Origin of the sequence: Phenylobacterium sp. Root1290 (assembly GCF_001425305.1) — a bacterium.
Lineage (GTDB): Bacteria > Pseudomonadota > Alphaproteobacteria > Caulobacterales > Caulobacteraceae > Phenylobacterium.
Genome location: NZ_LMEE01000002.1, coordinates 685,947 through 701,039, shown reverse-complemented (window position 1 = coordinate 701,039; position 15,093 = coordinate 685,947). Strand labels below are relative to the sequence as shown.

The following is a 15,093-nucleotide window of genomic DNA, read 5'->3' as shown; positions in this document are numbered from 1 at the left end:
GCCAGGAGCGCTCGCCCCAGGGACATGTGCTATGGTCGGCGCGCCTTCTGAAGGAGGGCGCGCATGCTCAGACTGGACCATGTGGTCTTTCCGATCCGCGACGCCGCACGAAGTCTCGCCTTCTACCGCGATGTCCTCGGCCTCTCGCTTGCCGAGGCGCACGACGGCGACGACTGGGACTCCTTTCCCTGGCTGATGATGATCTTCCCGCTGCCCGGCGGCGGCGAGATCGTGCTGGTCGAGCTCAGGGACGCCCAACTCCCCGACTACGGAGCTCTGCCGCGGGACGCCCGGCACTACGCCATGGCGATCGACGCCGTCTCGGACCTTGCCGCCTGGCGAAGCCGGCTCCGCACGGCCGAAGTCAGGTTCTGGGAAGAGGATCATGGCGCCCAGCAGTCGATCTACTTCGAGGACCCTGACGGCGTCGTGCTGGAGATCACCGCGCCCCCCAGCCAGCTGCCAGCGACGCCCGGCGAGCGGGCGCAGCAGGTCGTTCGCCGGTGGCTGGGCGCGGCGCATCCTTGACCGCCGCGCCTGGGCGCGCCAAACGCTCCGCGCATGAACATCCTCCTCGTCGGCTCGGGCGGGCGCGAACATGCGCTCGCCTGGAAGATCGCGGCCTCGCCGCTGGTGAAGCGCCTGGTGATGGCGCCGGGCAATCCGGGCATGGCCTCGCTGGGTGAACTTCGAGCGCTCAAGGCCACCGACGTGCCGGCCCTGGTTGCGCTGGCCAGGGAAATCGCCGCCGACCTCGTGGTGATCGGCCCCGAGGTCTCGGTCGAGGCGGGGCTGGCCGACGCGCTGAACGCGGCCCAGATCCCCTGTTTCGGACCGGTGGCCGCCGCTGGCCGACTGGAGTCCTCCAAGGCCTTCACCAAGGCCTTCACCGACCGCCACGGCCTGCCGACCGCCGGCTACAAGGTCTGCGACACGGCGCAGGCCGGCAAGGCGGCGCTGGACGGCTTCCAGCCGCCCTATGTGATCAAGGCCGACGGCCTGGCGGCCGGGAAGGGCGTCGTCATCGCCCAGGACCGGGCCGAGGCCGAGGCGGCCATCGACGACGCGCTGGGCGGCCGCTTCGGCACGGCCGGCGCGCGGGTCGTGATCGAGGAGTTCCTCGAAGGCGAGATCGGCTCGCTGTTCGCGCTCTGCGACGGCAAGGACTCCATCGTCTTCGGCGCCGCCCAGGATCACAAGCGCGCCTATGACGGCGAAGTCGGCCCCAACACCGGCGGCATGGGCACCTATTCGCCGGCGCCGGTCTTCACGCCGGAACTGATCGAGCAGACGCGCCTGCGGCTGGCAGAACCCGCCTTCGCCGGCATCGCTTCGGAAGGCGCGCCCTACAAGGGCGTGCTGTTCGTGGAACTGATGGCCACCAGGGACGGCCCCAAGCTGGTTGAGTTCAATGTCCGCTTCGGCGATCCGGAGTGTCAGGTGCTGATGCTGCGCCTGGAGAGCGACCTGGTTCCCTACCTGCTGGCCTGCGCGAACGGTACGCTGGCCCAGATGCCGGCCCCGGTCTGGCGCGACGAGGCGGCGATCTGCGTCGTCCTGGCGGCCGATGGGTATCCGGAAAGCCCGGTGACCGGCTCTATCATTCGCGGCGCCGAGCAGGATTTCGGTCCCGATGTGGTGGTCTTCCACGCCGGCACCTCGCGCGATGCGGACGGGACCCTGCGCGCTTCGGGCGGTCGGGTGCTGAACGTCTGCGCCCGCGGCGCCACCCTCCAGGAGGCTCGCGACAAGGCCTATGCGGCGGTGGCCCGCATCGACTGGCCGGGCGGTTTCCACCGCACGGACATCGGCTGGAGAGCCCTTTCGGCTCGCTGACACCGGCGTCATTTTTTAGAATATTCGGTATGGATCCCGCCTGGGTGCTTGCTCGGCGGCCACGCCCCTCGGTATGGTGGTTCAAACAACTGTACGAACGTCGAGGGAAACGCCATGGCCGACGCCGCCGAGCAGCAGCGCGAACAGCTCAACAGCGGGACCAAGGAGGTCGCGGAGTCCCATCGTTTTGACGAGAGCGCGCTGGCCGCATGGATGCAGGCCAACGTCGAGGGCTATGCCGGACCGCTTGAGGTCCGCCAGTTCAAGGGCGGCCAGTCCAACCCGACCTACCAGCTGATCACGCCGGGCAAGAAGTACGTCCTGCGCCGCAAGCCGCCGGGCAAGCTGCTGCCTTCGGCGCACGCTGTCGACCGCGAGTACAAGGTGATCACCGCGCTCTACCCGACCGGCTTCCCGGTCGCGCGCTCGTACGGCCTTTGCACCGACGACAGCGTCATCGGCACGATGTTCTACGTCATGGACATGGTCGAGGGCCGGATCCTCTGGGATCAGCAGCTCCCGGCCTATGAGCCGGCCGAGCGCCACGCGATCTTCATGGCCAAGATCAAGACCCTGGCCGACCTGCACAACACCGACTACCAGGCCATCGGCCTGGGCGACTACGGCAAGCCCGGCAACTATATGGGCCGGCAAGTCGATCGCTGGACGAAGCAGTACAAGGCCTCGGAGACGGCGCACATCGAAGAGATGGAGCGGCTGATCGACTGGCTGCCCAAGACCTTGCCCGAGCAGGAGCGCACCTCGATCGTCCACGGCGACTACCGCCTGGACAACATGGTCATCCATCCGACCGAGGCGCGCGTCATCGCCGTCCTCGACTGGGAGCTGGGCACGCTCGGCGAGCCGCTCGCCGACTTCACCTATCTCCTGATGAACTGGGTGAACGGCACGATCTCGCAGCTGCCCGACCTCAAGGCGCACGGCATCCCGACGATCGAGGAGGCGGTCGAGGCCTATTGCGAGCGGACCGGCCGCTCGGGCCTGCACGACCTCGACTGGTTCCTCTCGTACAACATGTTCCGCCTGGCCGGGATCTGTCAGGGCATCGTCGGACGGGTCCGCGACGGCACCGCGAACAGCCCTCAGGCAGCGGCCATGGCCGAACGGGTGCCGTTGCTGGCCAAGTCGGCATGGACCTACGCCCAGCGGGCCGGGGCCTAGCAACCGTCCACGCGGCGTGCGAAGAGGGCGATCGGCCGATCGCCCAACGTCCGAGTACGGAGCCCCATGACCGAGCTTACCGGCGCACCCGACGTCGTGCGCGAACGGCCCCCGATCTGGCGCCGCCGCCCCTGGCAGATCGCTGGCGGGGCGGTGCTGGCGTTGGTCGCCGTGATCGTCTTCATGGTCTGGTCTCTCCCGCTCGGTCGAGCGCTTGAGCCGCTGCCGGATCCGACCCTGGTGCTGGTCACCGCCGACGGCAAACCGTTTGCCCGCCGCGGCTCCTACAAGGAGCAGCCGGTCGACGTGGCCAAGCTGCCCAAGCACGTTCCCGGGGCGTTCATCGCCATCGAGGATCGCCGCTTCTACAGTCATTTCGGTATAGATTTGAAGGCCTTGACCCGCGCCCTGCAGCGCAACGTCTCGGCCGGCGAGGTCCAGCAGGGTGGTTCCACCATCACCCAGCAGCTCGCCAAGAACGCCTTCCTCAGCAACAAGCGCAGCCTGCGCCGCAAGGCCCAGGAAGCCCTGATCGCCCTCTACCTCGAAGCCCGCCTCTCGAAGGACGAGATTCTCTCCAGATACTTGTCGACCGTCTATTTCGGCGACGGGGTATTCGGCCTGCGCGCCGCCGCCCGCCACTACTTCGACAGGACGCCCGAGACGCTGTCGATCAGCGAGGCGGCGATGCTGGCCGGCATGGTCAAGGCGCCCTCGCGCCTGGCCCCAACCGAGGACCTCGAAGCGGCCCGCGCCCGGGCCCGGATCGTCATGGCGGCCATGGCCGATCAGGGTGTCATAACGCCGCAGCAGGCCCGCGCTGCGCGGCCCGCCAGTGTCCGGTCCGGCCGCGAGAAGCTGCCTGTCGGATCGTACTTCGCGGACTGGGTCTCGTCCCAGGCGCGTGAGGCGTTCGAGGCGGCCTACGGCGAGGTCATGGTCCCGACCACGCTCGACTCCATCCTGCAGGACCGCGCCGAGGAGATCGTGCGCACGGCGCTGAAGCGCCACGGCGGCTACCTGCACGCCAGCCAGGCCGCTGTCGTCGCGATGCGCCCGGACGGCCGGGTGATCGTGATGGTCGGCGGCGACGACTACAAGGCCAGCCAGTTCAACCGCGTCACCGACGCCCAGCGCCAGCCGGGGTCGGCGTTCAAGCTGTTCGTCTACCAGGCCGCCCTGCGCCAGGGCATGACGCCTGACAGTCTGATCCTCGATGCGCCGGTGACGATCGCCGACTGGTCGCCCAAGAACCACGAGGGCCACTACGCCAACCGCGAGATCCACCTGCGCAACGCCTTCGCCGGTTCGTCCAACGTCGCCGCCGCGCGCCTGGCGCAGCAGGTCGGCCGTGGCGCGATCATCAAGGCGGCCGAGGACATGGGGCTGCGCTCGCAGTTCCCGCCCGACCTGACCCTCTCGCTGGGCACCGCGCCGACGACGCTGCTGGATCTGACGGCGGCCTATGCCGGCGTGGCCTCTGGGCGCTATCCGGTCACCCCCTACGGCGTGATCCAGGCCCGCAAGCCGGCGACGAAGGAATTGCCGGCCACCGAGCGTGACGGGCTTCGCGACATGCTGCGCGCCGCGGTTACCTTCGGCACCGCCAACGGCGGCAACGTCTCGCAGTACGCCTACGGCAAGACCGGCACGACCCAGGACTATAGGGACGCGCTCTATCTCGGCTATGTCGGCGACCTGGTGATCGGCGTCTGGGTCGGCAATGACGACAACAGCCCGATGAACGGCGTGGCCGGCGCCGGCCTGCCGGCCGAGATCTGGCGGGACTTCGCGCGCTTTGCGATGAGCAAGGGCGTGGTCCGCGCCAATGGCCGCCAGATCGGTTTGGCGCCGGTCGCCCCGCCGCCGACCGTCGAGCCTGAGGTTCTGGACATCCCGCCCATCGATGGCGAAGCGCCCCTCGAAGCGGCCGAGCCGGCTACGCCGGAGGCCACGCCCGCACAGCCGACCGCTCCAGCCGCCGCGGACCAGGCGTCGCAGCCGATCTTCTAGTCAGCGGAACGGCGCCAGCAGCCGTTCGAGCACATCGTCATCTTCGAACGCCGCGCGCACGGGCCAGGCCGTGACGCGCTTGCGCCAGGCCGGCGGCAACCTGACCCAGTCCTTTTCGGTGGTGACCAGCTCGGCGCCGAACAGTTCGGCGCGGCTCTCGATCAGCTTCAGGGCGCCGGCGTCATAGGCGAAGTGGTCGGGGAACGGGATGAAGTCGGCCAGTTCGCACCCGGCGGCCTTCAGCGCGCGCTCGACCTTCCAGGGCATGCCGATGCCGGCGAACCCGACCTGCGGCCCTGGCGGCGGCGGCGCGGCCGGGTCGAGCCGGGCGATCAGGATCGGCTTGTCGATCAGCGCCCTGACGAGCGCCGGATCCGGCTCGGCCAGATCCGCCGGCAGCATCAGCACCACCGCGTCGGCACGCGCCAGGCCGACAGCCAGCGGCTCGCGCAGCGGGCCGGCCGGGAACACTGAGCCATCGCCCAGGGGCCAGACGCCGTCACGGGTTTCGCCGTCGACAACGACCAGCGACAGGGTCTTCTTCAGGTCAGGGTTCTGGTGTCCGTCATCCATCACCACCGCCGTGGCTCCGGCCTTTGCAGCGGCGATGGCGCCGGCGGCGCGATCGCGGGCGACCCAGATCGGCGCGTCCTTGGCCAGCATCAGCGGCTCGTCGCCCACTTCGGCGGCGGTGTGCCTGGCGGGGTCCACCTGCAATGGGCCACGTTCGGAGCCGCCGTAGCCGCGTGAGAGCCCGTGCGCGCCGGGCAGTCGGCGCAAGATCTCGCGTACAACTGGGGTCTTGCCCGACCCGCCTACGGTGAGGTTGCCGACGCAGATCACCGGGACGCCCGGATCGATCGGTTCGGCCCGCGCGATGCGCCGGGCGGTCACGGCCGCCCAGATCCAGGAGATCGGCTTGAGCAGGGTGCGTGTCACCGGCGCGGGACCGCCCTCGCGCACGTACCACCAGCGCGGCGTGGAGAGCTTCATGCCGGCAACAGGGGCTTGAGGAGGGCCAATGCTTCACCCAGGGCGGCGCCCTGTCGCTCGGCGTAGGCGAGCGCTGCGCGGCCGATACGCGGGGCGATCAGCGGTTCTGTCAGCAGGCCCCGCAGGTCGCGGGCCAAGTCGGCCTCGCTCGCGCAACGGATCGCGGCCACCCGATCGAACATTTCGTCATAGGTCGCCGCCGCGTTGAACACGTCGGGGCCGGTGAGGATCGGCACCCCCAGGCGCGCAGGCTCCAGCGGATTGTGCCCGCCGATGCCGGGCACGAAGCTGCCGCCCATCACCGCGACGTCGCAGGCCCGGAAGAACAGTCCCATCTCGCCGAGCGTGTCGGCGACATAGGCCGTGGTCTTGGCGGTCGGCGCCTCGCCAGCGGCGCGGCGGGCGACGGTGAAGCCCATCTGCGCCAGCAGGGCCGCGACGGCATCGCCGCGATCGGGGTGGCGCGGAGCGACAATCAGCAGCGCGCCTGTCGCCGCGACGGCCCGCGCGATGATCTCCTCCTCGCCCGCATGAGTGCTCGCCGCGAGAACCACCTGACGATCGCCGATCGCGGCCTGGAGGCGGGCGAACTCGGCCGGTTCGGCCGGGAGCGGCGAGCCGAGGTTCTTGAGGTTCAGGTGCGGGCCGGTCGATGCGCCGAGCGCCCGCAGACGTGCATCGGTCTCGGCGTCTTGGGGGAGCACCAGATCGAAGGCGCCCAGCAGTTTGCGGGCCGCGCCAGGCGCGCGAGCCCAGCCGTCGGCGCTCGCCTGGGTCATGCGGGCCGAGACGAGTGCGAGTTTCGCGCCCCGCGCCTTCGCGCTCAGGATCAGGTTGGGCCAGAGTTCGCTCTCGACCTGGATGCCGGCATCCGGCCGCCAGTGGTCCAGGAACCGGCGCACGGCGCCGGGGCCATCCACGGGCGCGTACTGGTGGATCGCGCCAGCGGGAAGGCGCTTGGCGAGCAGGTCGGCCGAGGTTCGGGTGCCAGACGTCACCAACAGGGTGAGACCGGGGCGGGCGAGGGCCTCGGCCAAGGGCAGCAGGGACAAGCTCTCGCCGACGCTGACGCCGTGCAGCCAGACCAGCGGACCGGGCGGACGGGCGACGCTTGCCTTGCCCAGGCGCTCGCCGATGCGGGCGGGGTCTTCCTTACCTCGCTGGGCGCGGCGGCGCAGGATCACGGGTGCGAGCGGCTCGGCGAGCCCCGTCGCTGCGGCGTAGAGCGCAAGGGAGAGCGGGCGCAAAGGGCTCGGCCTCAGATCGCGTGGACGCTGGCGAGCCGGCAGGACGCCGAATGACCCGTCTCGACCTGCAGCGTGGCGTGCCCGATGCGGAACTTGCTGGCCAGGCCCTCGCACGCGGCGTGCAGGAATGCGTCGCCGTCGGCGTTGTCGGGGCGCGTGACGTGCGCGGTCATGGCGGTCTCGGTCGTGCTCATGGCCCAGACGTGCAGGTCGTGAACCTCGGTCACACCCGGCTGCGCCAGCAGCCAGGCGCGCACGGCCTGGACGTCCAGGCCGCGTGGCGCGGCGTCCAGCGCCAGGTCGACCGACTCGCGCAGGAGCGCCCAGGTGCCGATGACGATGACCACGGCGATCAGCACGCTCAGCGCCGGGTCGATCCAAAGCATGCCGGTCAGGGCGATGAGGCCTGCGCCGACGACGACCGCAAGCGACACCCCGGCGTCCGCCGCCATGTGCAGGAAGGCGCCGCGGATATTGAGGTCGTCGTGGCCCTTCATGAACATCAGCGCGGTGGCGGTGTTGATGACCACACCGATGGCGGCGACGATCATCACCGGCCAGGTGGCGATGGGAGCCGGCTCGGAGAAGCGGTGGATGGCCTCGGAGATGATGACGCCGACCGCGACCAGCAGCAGCACGGCGTTGGCCAGGGACGCCAGAATGGTGGCCTTGCGCAGACCGTAGGTGCGGCGCGACGTCGGCGCCGACTTGGCGAGAATCGTCGCGCCCCAGGCCAGCAGCAGGCTCAGCACGTCCGAGAGATTGTGTCCGGCGTCGGCCAGCAGCGCCAGCGAGCCCGACCATAGGCCGACGGCGGCCTCGGCCAGGACAAAGGCGAAGTTCAGCCCGACGCCGATCGCGAAGGCGCGTCCGAAGTCTTTCGGCGCGTGGCTGTGTCCGCCTGGCCCGTGGGCGTGCGCATGTGAGTGTCCGTGCGCGCCATGATCGTGGTCATGGTCGTGCGCGTGATCATGGTCATGATCGTCGTGACGATGGTGGTCTTGCGCCATGACCCTATGTGTCACCGCGGCTCGAAAGGATCAACGTCGGCCGACGAGGGCCTCGGCTCGCTTGGTCGTCGCGGTCAGTCTGGCCGACAGGTCTTCGATCAGGGCGGAGATCTCCGCCTCGCCTGCGTCGGCGGGCACGTAGAAGGGACCGTCCCAGGCAGTCGCGCCGCGGCCGAACGGCCAGGCGAAGGTCACCTTGTCCCAGGTGTCGAGCACGATGGCCGGGGAAACCGCCAATCCCATCAGGTAGATCGGCGCGCCGGTCTTCTTGGCGATCTGCAGCGAGCCCTGGGCGATGACCTCGGCGGGACCGCGTGGGCCGTCGGGGGTGACGATCAGCACGCCGCCGTCATTGACCCAGTTGATGGCCTCGCGGATGGCGGCGACGGCCTGCCGCGCCTTGGCGGTGTCGCCCTTCTTGGCCGAGGAGGTGCGGATGGCGGGAAAGCCGGCGCGCGACAGCGCCTGGGCGATGAACTCGCCATCGGCCGAGGGCGAGACCATGCAGCGGACCTTGTCGCGCCGCCACCAGACGGGGGCCAGGCCAAGGCACAGAGGGATGCTCCCGTGCCAGAACAGGCCCACGGCCGGCTTGCCGTCGGTCAGAACCGGCTCGACGCAGGCGAGATTGTCGTGGACCCAGCGGCGGCTCTTCAGGGTGATGATCAGGTGGAGCCAGAGCAGCCAGCTCAGGAAGGTCTGGACGCCGGGGTTACGCAGCAGGTTCTTCAAATCGCGGGTTCCATGTCCAGGTCCTGGCTCTTGGCGAGCCGGGCGTAGAGGCCGCGTTTCTTGATCAGGCTCGCATGGTCGCCGGTCTCGACCACCTTGCCCTTCTCGATCACATAGATGCGGTCCGCGCCGCGTACGGTCGACAGCCGATGGGCGATCAGGATCGTCGCGCGCCCGGTCATCAATCGTGACAGGGCGACCTGGACCTGAGCCTCGCTCTCGGTGTCGAGGGCGCTGGTCGCCTCGTCGAGCAGCAGGATCGGGGCGTCCTTCAGGAAGGCGCGGGCGATGGCGATGCGCTGGCGCTGGCCGCCGGACAACCGCGCGCCGGCCTCGCCGACCAGGGTCGAATAGCCGTCAGGCAGCGCGCCGATGAACTCGTGAGCGGCGGCGGCCTTGGCCGCCTCGATGATCTGGGCGTCGGTGGCGCCGGGCCGGCCATAGGCGATGTTGGCGTGGATGGTGTCGTCGAACAGGAACGGCTCCTGCGTCACCAGCGCCACGTGGTCGCGCAGTGAGGCCAGCGTCACGTCGCGTACGTCGACCCCGTCGATGGTCACCTTGCCGCTGCTGGCGTCGTAGAACCGGGGGATCAGGTTCAGGATCGTGGTCTTGCCGCCGCCGGAGGGGCCGACCAGGGCGACGGTCTCGCCGCGCCGCACCTCGAAGCTGACGCCTTGCAGGGCTGGGCGGTCCTCGGCGCCATAGGCGAAGCCGACGTTGTCGAAGGCGACCGTGCCGTCGGTGATGACCAGCGGCTTGGCGCCAGGGCGCTCGCGCACCTCCGGTTCGACATCGAGCGCGGCGAACAGGCGGCGGGCGGCTGACAGGCCCTCAGCCATCACCGTCTGCAGGTTCGCCAGTTGGCGCAGCGATTGCGAGGCGAGGCCGAGCGCGCCGATGAAGGCGACGAACGCCCCGACGTTCATGCCGCCCGATTGCGAGCGCCACCCAGCGTAGGCGATGACGCCGGCGGTAATCAGGGTCATCAGCGTCTCGGTCGCCGGCGCAGCGCGCGCGCGCGCGTTGGCTCCCTTGACCAGGAACTTTTGCCGCCGCTTCACCACCTCGGCGACGCGGTTCTCTTCATAGGCTTCACGGTTCTCGATCTTGACGACACGGACGCCATCCAGGCTCTCCATGATCGCGGTCGAAAGCGCCGAGGTTTCGGCCATCGCGCCCTTGGTGGCCTTCACGGTGCGCTTGGAGAACCGGCGCATGACCCAGGTCGACAGCGGCGCGGCGACGACCAGCGTCAGCGACAGCATCGGGTCGTTGCTGACCATCACCACGATCGCCCCAATCACGGTCAGCAGGTGCTGGGTGTAGTTGATGATCCCGGCGGTCGCGGCCTCGCGGATCAGGCCCGCGTCATAGAGCACCGAGGACACGAATGAGCCGGTATGCCCGGCGCGCAGGCGGGCCAGGTCGGCGCGGACCAGCTTGCCGAACAACTGCACCTGCACCTGGCCGACAACCTCGTTGCCGATGCGGTTGACCTGGGTGGCCTGGATTACCTGCGACAGCCCGCGGGCGATGGCCAGGCCGGCGATGGTCAGCGGCACGGCCAGCAGCGTGCCGGGCTTGTGGTTCACCAGCAGGTCATTGATCGCCGGCTCCAGGATCTGGATCAGGCTGGCGCTCAGATAGGCCACGGCGATCGCCGCGACCATCGCCACTGTCCAGCCCTTCCAGCGCGGCGCCATATAGACGCGCGCGATCCGGGCGACGACGGCGCGGGTGGAAAGTTCGTCGGCGGGCTCGCTCATCAGTCCTGGGGTCGGCTCTCGGCGCGGCGAAGTCAAGAAGGCGTCTTGGCCCAGCGCAAAGGCGGCATATGGTGTCGATCGGGGTGAAACAGAGGGCGCGATGCGATTTTCGAGGGCGCCTCGGGCAAACATTACCCCTAAGGAGACTGTCATGCGCATCGTCGCATTCGCCGTGGGACTGATCCTCGCGCCGGCCGTCGCCGTCGCGCAGCCACCGCCTGCGACGCCTGCCCTCAAGCCAGCGATCGCGCCCGCCGTAAAGCCTGTGGCGTCCTCGCCCGCTACGGTTCCCCTGCCGCCCGCCGCGCCGCCGCCGGTGCTGTCCGGCGAGCCCGCCCTGTCGCGCGCCCAGAACGCCGAGATCGCCAAGTCCATCGCTGCGCTCAGGACGCCCGAGGAGCGCAATCTCGCTTCGAATTGGAACAACGCCAAGAAGGTCGCCGAAGCGATCTGCCGGCCGGCCGCGCTGCCGGCGCTGAAGAAGCAGGTTCCGGGCGCCGATCGGGTGTTCCTGGGAACGGACGACCCCAAGACGCTGACCCTGGTTAGTACGCGAAGCCTGACCGGCGTCGGTCAGGTCCGCTCCGGTTCGACCTGGCGCGACTTCACCTTCACCTGCGCCCTGATGCCCAGCAGCGGCAAGGTCGCGGGCTTCACGGCCGTCCTGAAGCCGGCCACCTGACGCGGCGCCGGGGCGAGACGTCGCGTCCGGCTTCCGCTGCGCAGCCGAAGCGCCTATCTAGGCCCCCGCAATGCAGGAAGCCCCCTTGGCCGATTTTGACCTCTCCACGCCCAAGGGGCGCGTCGCGACCTATCTGGACTATCTCTGGAAGGACCACGCCTACCTGCGCCTGGGCTTCTCCAACGCGCACTGGATCAGCGACGAGCTGGTGCGCACCAATCAGCCCTGGCCCCACCAGCTGGCGGAGTGGAAGCGGCGCGGCATCAAGACCGTTATCAATCTGCGCGGTGGGTTCGACGCCAGCTTCCATGCGCTTGAGAAGGACGCCTGCGCGCGCCTTGGTCTGAAGATGGTCGACTTCACCATCACATCCCGCGAGGTGCCCAGCCGAGCGCGGGTGCACGGCGCCAAGGAACTGTTCGAGACGATCGAGTATCCGGCCTTGATGCACTGCAAGTCCGGCGCGGACCGGGCGGGCATCATGAGTGTATTCTACATGCACTTCCGCAAGGGCCTGCCGATCCGCGAGGCGCTGGACCAGCTGCACATCCGCTACCTGCATGTGAAGCAGGGCAAGACCGGGGTCCTCGACTACACCTTCGAGCGCTATCTGGCCGAAGGCGAGCCCAAGGGTCAGAGCTTCCTGGAATGGGTCGACAGCGACGCCTATGACGAGGCCGCGATCAAGGCCGACTTCCGCGCCAACATGTGGGGCCGTCTGCTGACGGAAGGTGTTCTGAAGCGGGAGTAGGCCTCCCTCGTTAGGGAGGCCCGTCGCCGGAGCTTCAGTCCTCCTGCGGATCCTTGTCGGGATCCAGCAGCTTGTGAGCGTGAATCACGAAGTAGCGCATGTGCGCGTTGTCGACGGTCTCCTGCGCCTTGCGGCGCCAGGCGGCCACTGCTTCCCCATGGCTGGCGAAGGCGCCGACGAGGTCGATCTTCGTCAGATCTCGGAACGTGTTGTGCTCCAGATCCTCAAGTTCGCCGCCGATGACGAGGTGCAGAAGCTGCTTCTCGGGCATGATGTTCCCCAAATTGGTCAGTTGGGTAGGTCGATATGCCGTACGCGCTCCAGGATCAATGGGGCCAATCGCGGAGCGGCGCAAACCAGGCTCGGTTGCGCAGGTTTTACGCCATTGTACGCGAACGGCCGTCCCTGGTGGTCGCCGACGAAGGCGCCCGCCTCCCGGGCGATGAGGTCGGCGGCCGCCAGATCCCAATCGAACTTCGCAACCAGGGCCATGGTTGCATCGAAGGTCCCCGCCGCGATGGCGCAAAGTCGATACGCCGTCGAGTTGCGCGCCTCGATCCGCATTTCCGGCCAGGGCGTGGGCCAGGCCGGGTGGGCGAACATGCGTGCGTCGCCGACCATCCCGCAGCCTTCCACGACATTGCGGTCCGAGGCGTGGATAGTCTGGCCGTTGAGAGTGGCGCCGGCGCCTGCGATCGCCTGGTAGGTCTCGTCCACGTCGGGTGCGAACACCACGCCGGCGATCGGCTTGTCGTCCTCCACGACGGCGACGGAGACCGCCCACCAGGGCCGGTTCTTGATGAACGCGCGGGTGCCGTCGATCGGGTCGACGACGAACAACCGCTTGCACGAACGCCGGGCCGGGTCGTCAGCCGTTTCTTCCGAGAGCCAGCCGTAGTCGGGGCGGGCGCTGGTCAGCAGCTGCTTGATGAGGGCGTCAGTGGCCAGGTCGGCGTTGGTGACCGGCGAGTCGCCTTCCTTGTAGGCGGTCTCCAGTCCTTCGCTGCGCAGCTTCAGGGCCAGCGCCCCGGCCTCGAACGCGGCCTGCGTGATCAGTTCGAGGTCCTGGGCGGGATCCGTCATCAGCGCCCGGCGATCGCCAGGCCGTCGACCAGCAGGGACGGCGAGTTGGCCGAGCCACGGATCTCCAGGTCGGAGCCTGGGACCAGGCGGCCGTAGATGTCGATCAGGTTGCCGGCCACGGTGATCTCGGCGACCGGATAGGCGAGTTCGCCGCCTTCGAACCAGAAACCCGAGCACCCCACCGACCAGTCGCCGGTGTTGCCGTTGAGCGAGGGGCCGAACATCGAGGTGATCAGCAGGCCCTTGCCGGCCTGGGCGATCAGGTCGGTCTGGCTGGAGGTCCCCGGCTCGAGGGTCAGGTTGGTGGTCGAGACGCCGGGCGCGCCTGCGAGCCCGCGAGAGGCGTGGCCGGTGGTCTCAAGGCCGAGCTGGCGAGCCGACGATGCGTTCATGAGCCAGGTCGTCAGGACGCCGTCTTCGATCAGCGCCCAACGACGATTGGCGACGCCTTCGTCGTCGAACGGCGAAGAGCCAAGGCCGCGGACCTTGTGCGGATCGTCGACGATGTTCACGCCCTTGGCGAAGAGCTGGGCGTTGAGTTTGTCCTTCAGGAACGAGGTGCCGCGCGCGATGGACGGGCCGGCGATGCCTCCGATCAGCGGGCTGATCAGCGACATGGCGACCCGATTTTCGAAGATCACCGGGGCCGTGGTCGAGTCGATCTTGCGCGCGCCCAGGCGCTGGGCGGCGCGGCGGCCGGCCTCTTCGCCGATCGACTGGGCGCTGGGCAGATCCCCGCGCCAGCGCGCCGATCGTCCGTCATAGCCGCTTTCCATCGTCTCGCCGTCACCAGCCACGACCGAGGCGGTCAGCGAGAACGCAGAGGCCTTGTAGACTCCGGAGAACCCAGTGGAGGTCACCAGCCGCCAATGCGACGACGAGGCTGAGGCTGAACCGCCGTCGGAATTCGTGATCTTGGGATTGGCGCGGGCGGCCTCTTCAGCGGCGCGGGCTACTTCCTCGAGCGACTCAGGCGAGGGTTCCTGCGGATCGTAGAGGTCGAGGTCCGGGAACGGGCCCTTGGCCAGCCGCTCCTCGGGAGCGAGCCCGCCGTACGGGTCTTCGGGCGCCAGCTTGGCCATCGCCACCGCCCGCTCGATCAGCTTGGCGCGGCCTACGGCCGAGATGTCCGATCCGGAGACCGTGGCCTGCCGCTGGCCGACGAACACGCGAAGGCCGAGATCGCGGCTTTCCTCGCGCTCGACCTCTTCAAGTTCGCCCATCCGGACATTGATGCCGAGCGCGGCGCGTTGCGCCCCGACGGCTTCGGCGGAGTCCGCTCCGGCTTTCAGCGCGGCGGCGACGACATCGGCTAGGAGGCTTTCATCCATCCAGGCCATATGGCGGGATGCGCGGCCCGCGGCAAGCCGCGCCTCACGCGATGGCGTAGAACAACAGGGCGACACTGGCGAACACGTAGGCCAGCCAGGTCAGGGTGACGCCGATGGAGCGGGCGAACGAAGAGCCTCCGCTGCGCGACAGGCCGAACGCGTGCAGGCCGCGGCCGACGAACAGCATGAAGCCGGTCAGGTGCACGGCCAGCGGCGGCGCATCGACCATGGCCAGCACCGCAATCCCCGCCAGCGCCGCGGGCACGTACTCGGTGGCGTTTCCGAAGGCGCGGATCGCCTGCGCCAGTTCCGGCACGCCGCCGTCTCCCAGCGCCACCTTGTGACGGCGCCGCTGGCGGACGACCAGCAGAGACAGCACGAGCAGCAGGATCAGGTGCAGCCCGACCCATAGGGCCGCAGCGTGGCCGGATGTCACGGCGTCCATACTAGATTGTCCCTCTCCC

General features: G+C 69.1%; 15 protein-coding genes. 6 read left to right on the top strand and 9 right to left on the bottom strand.

Features of this window, described 5'->3' with window-relative positions; genetic code table 11:
• The first annotated feature begins 63 nt into the window (after window positions 1-63).
• The 4 genes from ASC79_RS12890 (at window position 64) to ASC79_RS12875 (ending at window position 5,031) form a co-directional block, all read left to right on the top strand.
• Window positions 64-528 carry a VOC family protein gene (locus tag ASC79_RS12890; protein WP_056016856.1) on the top strand — a complete coding sequence of 155 codons (465 nt, stop codon included), beginning with the start codon at window positions 64-66 and terminating at the stop codon, window positions 526-528.
• Between the two features lie 33 nt (window positions 529-561).
• On the top strand, window positions 562-1,836 hold the full coding sequence (gene purD, locus ASC79_RS12885; protein ID WP_056016854.1) for a phosphoribosylamine--glycine ligase: 1,275 nt from the start codon (window positions 562-564) through the stop codon (window positions 1,834-1,836).
• Window positions 1,837-1,950: 114 nt separating this feature from the next.
• A complete protein-coding gene (locus ASC79_RS12880) occupies window positions 1,951-3,018 on the top strand; it encodes a phosphotransferase family protein (RefSeq protein WP_056016851.1) in 1,068 nt (355 codons plus the stop codon).
• 66 nt (window positions 3,019-3,084) lie between these two features.
• On the top strand, window positions 3,085-5,031 hold the full coding sequence (locus tag ASC79_RS12875) for a transglycosylase domain-containing protein (RefSeq protein ID WP_056016848.1): 1,947 nt from the start codon (window positions 3,085-3,087) through the stop codon (window positions 5,029-5,031).
• On the opposite strand, the gene lpxK is transcribed toward ASC79_RS12875, so the two are convergent.
• The 5 genes from lpxK to ASC79_RS12850 are packed head-to-tail and all read right to left on the bottom strand — an operon-like array spanning window position 5,032 to window position 10,782.
• The gene (gene lpxK, locus ASC79_RS12870) at window positions 5,032-6,024 is read right to left on the bottom strand and encodes a tetraacyldisaccharide 4'-kinase (protein ID WP_056016845.1); all 993 of its coding nucleotides are present in this window, start codon (window positions 6,022-6,024) and stop codon (window positions 5,032-5,034) included.
• On the bottom strand, window positions 6,021-7,271 hold the full coding sequence (locus tag ASC79_RS12865; RefSeq protein ID WP_056016842.1) for a 3-deoxy-D-manno-octulosonic acid transferase: 1,251 nt from the start codon (window positions 7,269-7,271) through the stop codon (window positions 6,021-6,023). Before ASC79_RS12865 ends, lpxK begins: the two co-directional genes overlap by 4 nt.
• 11 nt (window positions 7,272-7,282) lie before the next feature.
• The gene (locus ASC79_RS12860; RefSeq protein ID WP_056016840.1) at window positions 7,283-8,281 is read right to left on the bottom strand and encodes a cation diffusion facilitator family transporter; all 999 of its coding nucleotides are present in this window, start codon (window positions 8,279-8,281) and stop codon (window positions 7,283-7,285) included.
• A gap of 30 nt (window positions 8,282-8,311) precedes the next feature.
• The gene (locus tag ASC79_RS12855; RefSeq protein WP_056016837.1) at window positions 8,312-9,013 is read right to left on the bottom strand and encodes a lysophospholipid acyltransferase family protein; all 702 of its coding nucleotides are present in this window, start codon (window positions 9,011-9,013) and stop codon (window positions 8,312-8,314) included.
• Window positions 9,010-10,782 (bottom strand): ABC transporter ATP-binding protein, encoded by a 1,773-nt coding sequence (locus ASC79_RS12850; RefSeq protein WP_156378259.1) that lies wholly within the window; start codon window positions 10,780-10,782, stop codon window positions 9,010-9,012. The genes ASC79_RS12855 and ASC79_RS12850 overlap by 4 nt, the downstream gene beginning before the upstream one ends.
• A 151-nt stretch (window positions 10,783-10,933) precedes the next feature.
• Between ASC79_RS12850 and ASC79_RS12845 the strand changes: the two genes are divergently transcribed.
• Window positions 10,934-11,464 (top strand): hypothetical protein, encoded by a 531-nt coding sequence (locus ASC79_RS12845; protein WP_056016834.1) that lies wholly within the window; start codon window positions 10,934-10,936, stop codon window positions 11,462-11,464.
• Window positions 11,465-11,549: 85 nt separating this feature from the next.
• Window positions 11,550-12,215, top strand: coding sequence for a beta-lactamase hydrolase domain-containing protein (locus tag ASC79_RS12840; protein ID WP_056017946.1), 666 nt, complete (start codon window positions 11,550-11,552; stop codon window positions 12,213-12,215).
• A gap of 34 nt (window positions 12,216-12,249) precedes the next feature.
• On the opposite strand, the gene ASC79_RS12835 is transcribed toward ASC79_RS12840, so the two are convergent.
• Genes ASC79_RS12835 through ASC79_RS12820 form a run of 4 tightly spaced genes read right to left on the bottom strand, consistent with a single transcriptional unit; the run spans window position 12,250 to window position 15,074 of the window.
• Window positions 12,250-12,486: a DUF4170 domain-containing protein gene (locus ASC79_RS12835; RefSeq protein ID WP_056017944.1), complete on the bottom strand. Its 237-nt coding sequence runs from the start codon at window positions 12,484-12,486 to the stop codon at window positions 12,250-12,252.
• Window positions 12,487-12,503: 17 nt separating this feature from the next.
• Window positions 12,504-13,298: a 3'(2'),5'-bisphosphate nucleotidase CysQ gene (locus ASC79_RS12830; RefSeq protein WP_056016831.1), complete on the bottom strand. Its 795-nt coding sequence runs from the start codon at window positions 13,296-13,298 to the stop codon at window positions 12,504-12,506.
• Window positions 13,298-14,629: a TldD/PmbA family protein gene (locus ASC79_RS12825; RefSeq protein WP_056017941.1), complete on the bottom strand. Its 1,332-nt coding sequence runs from the start codon at window positions 14,627-14,629 to the stop codon at window positions 13,298-13,300. The genes ASC79_RS12830 and ASC79_RS12825 overlap by 1 nt, the downstream gene beginning before the upstream one ends.
• A 43-nt stretch (window positions 14,630-14,672) precedes the next feature.
• Window positions 14,673-15,074: an MAPEG family protein gene (locus ASC79_RS12820; protein WP_056016828.1), complete on the bottom strand. Its 402-nt coding sequence runs from the start codon at window positions 15,072-15,074 to the stop codon at window positions 14,673-14,675.
• Window positions 15,075-15,093 lie beyond the last annotated feature (19 nt).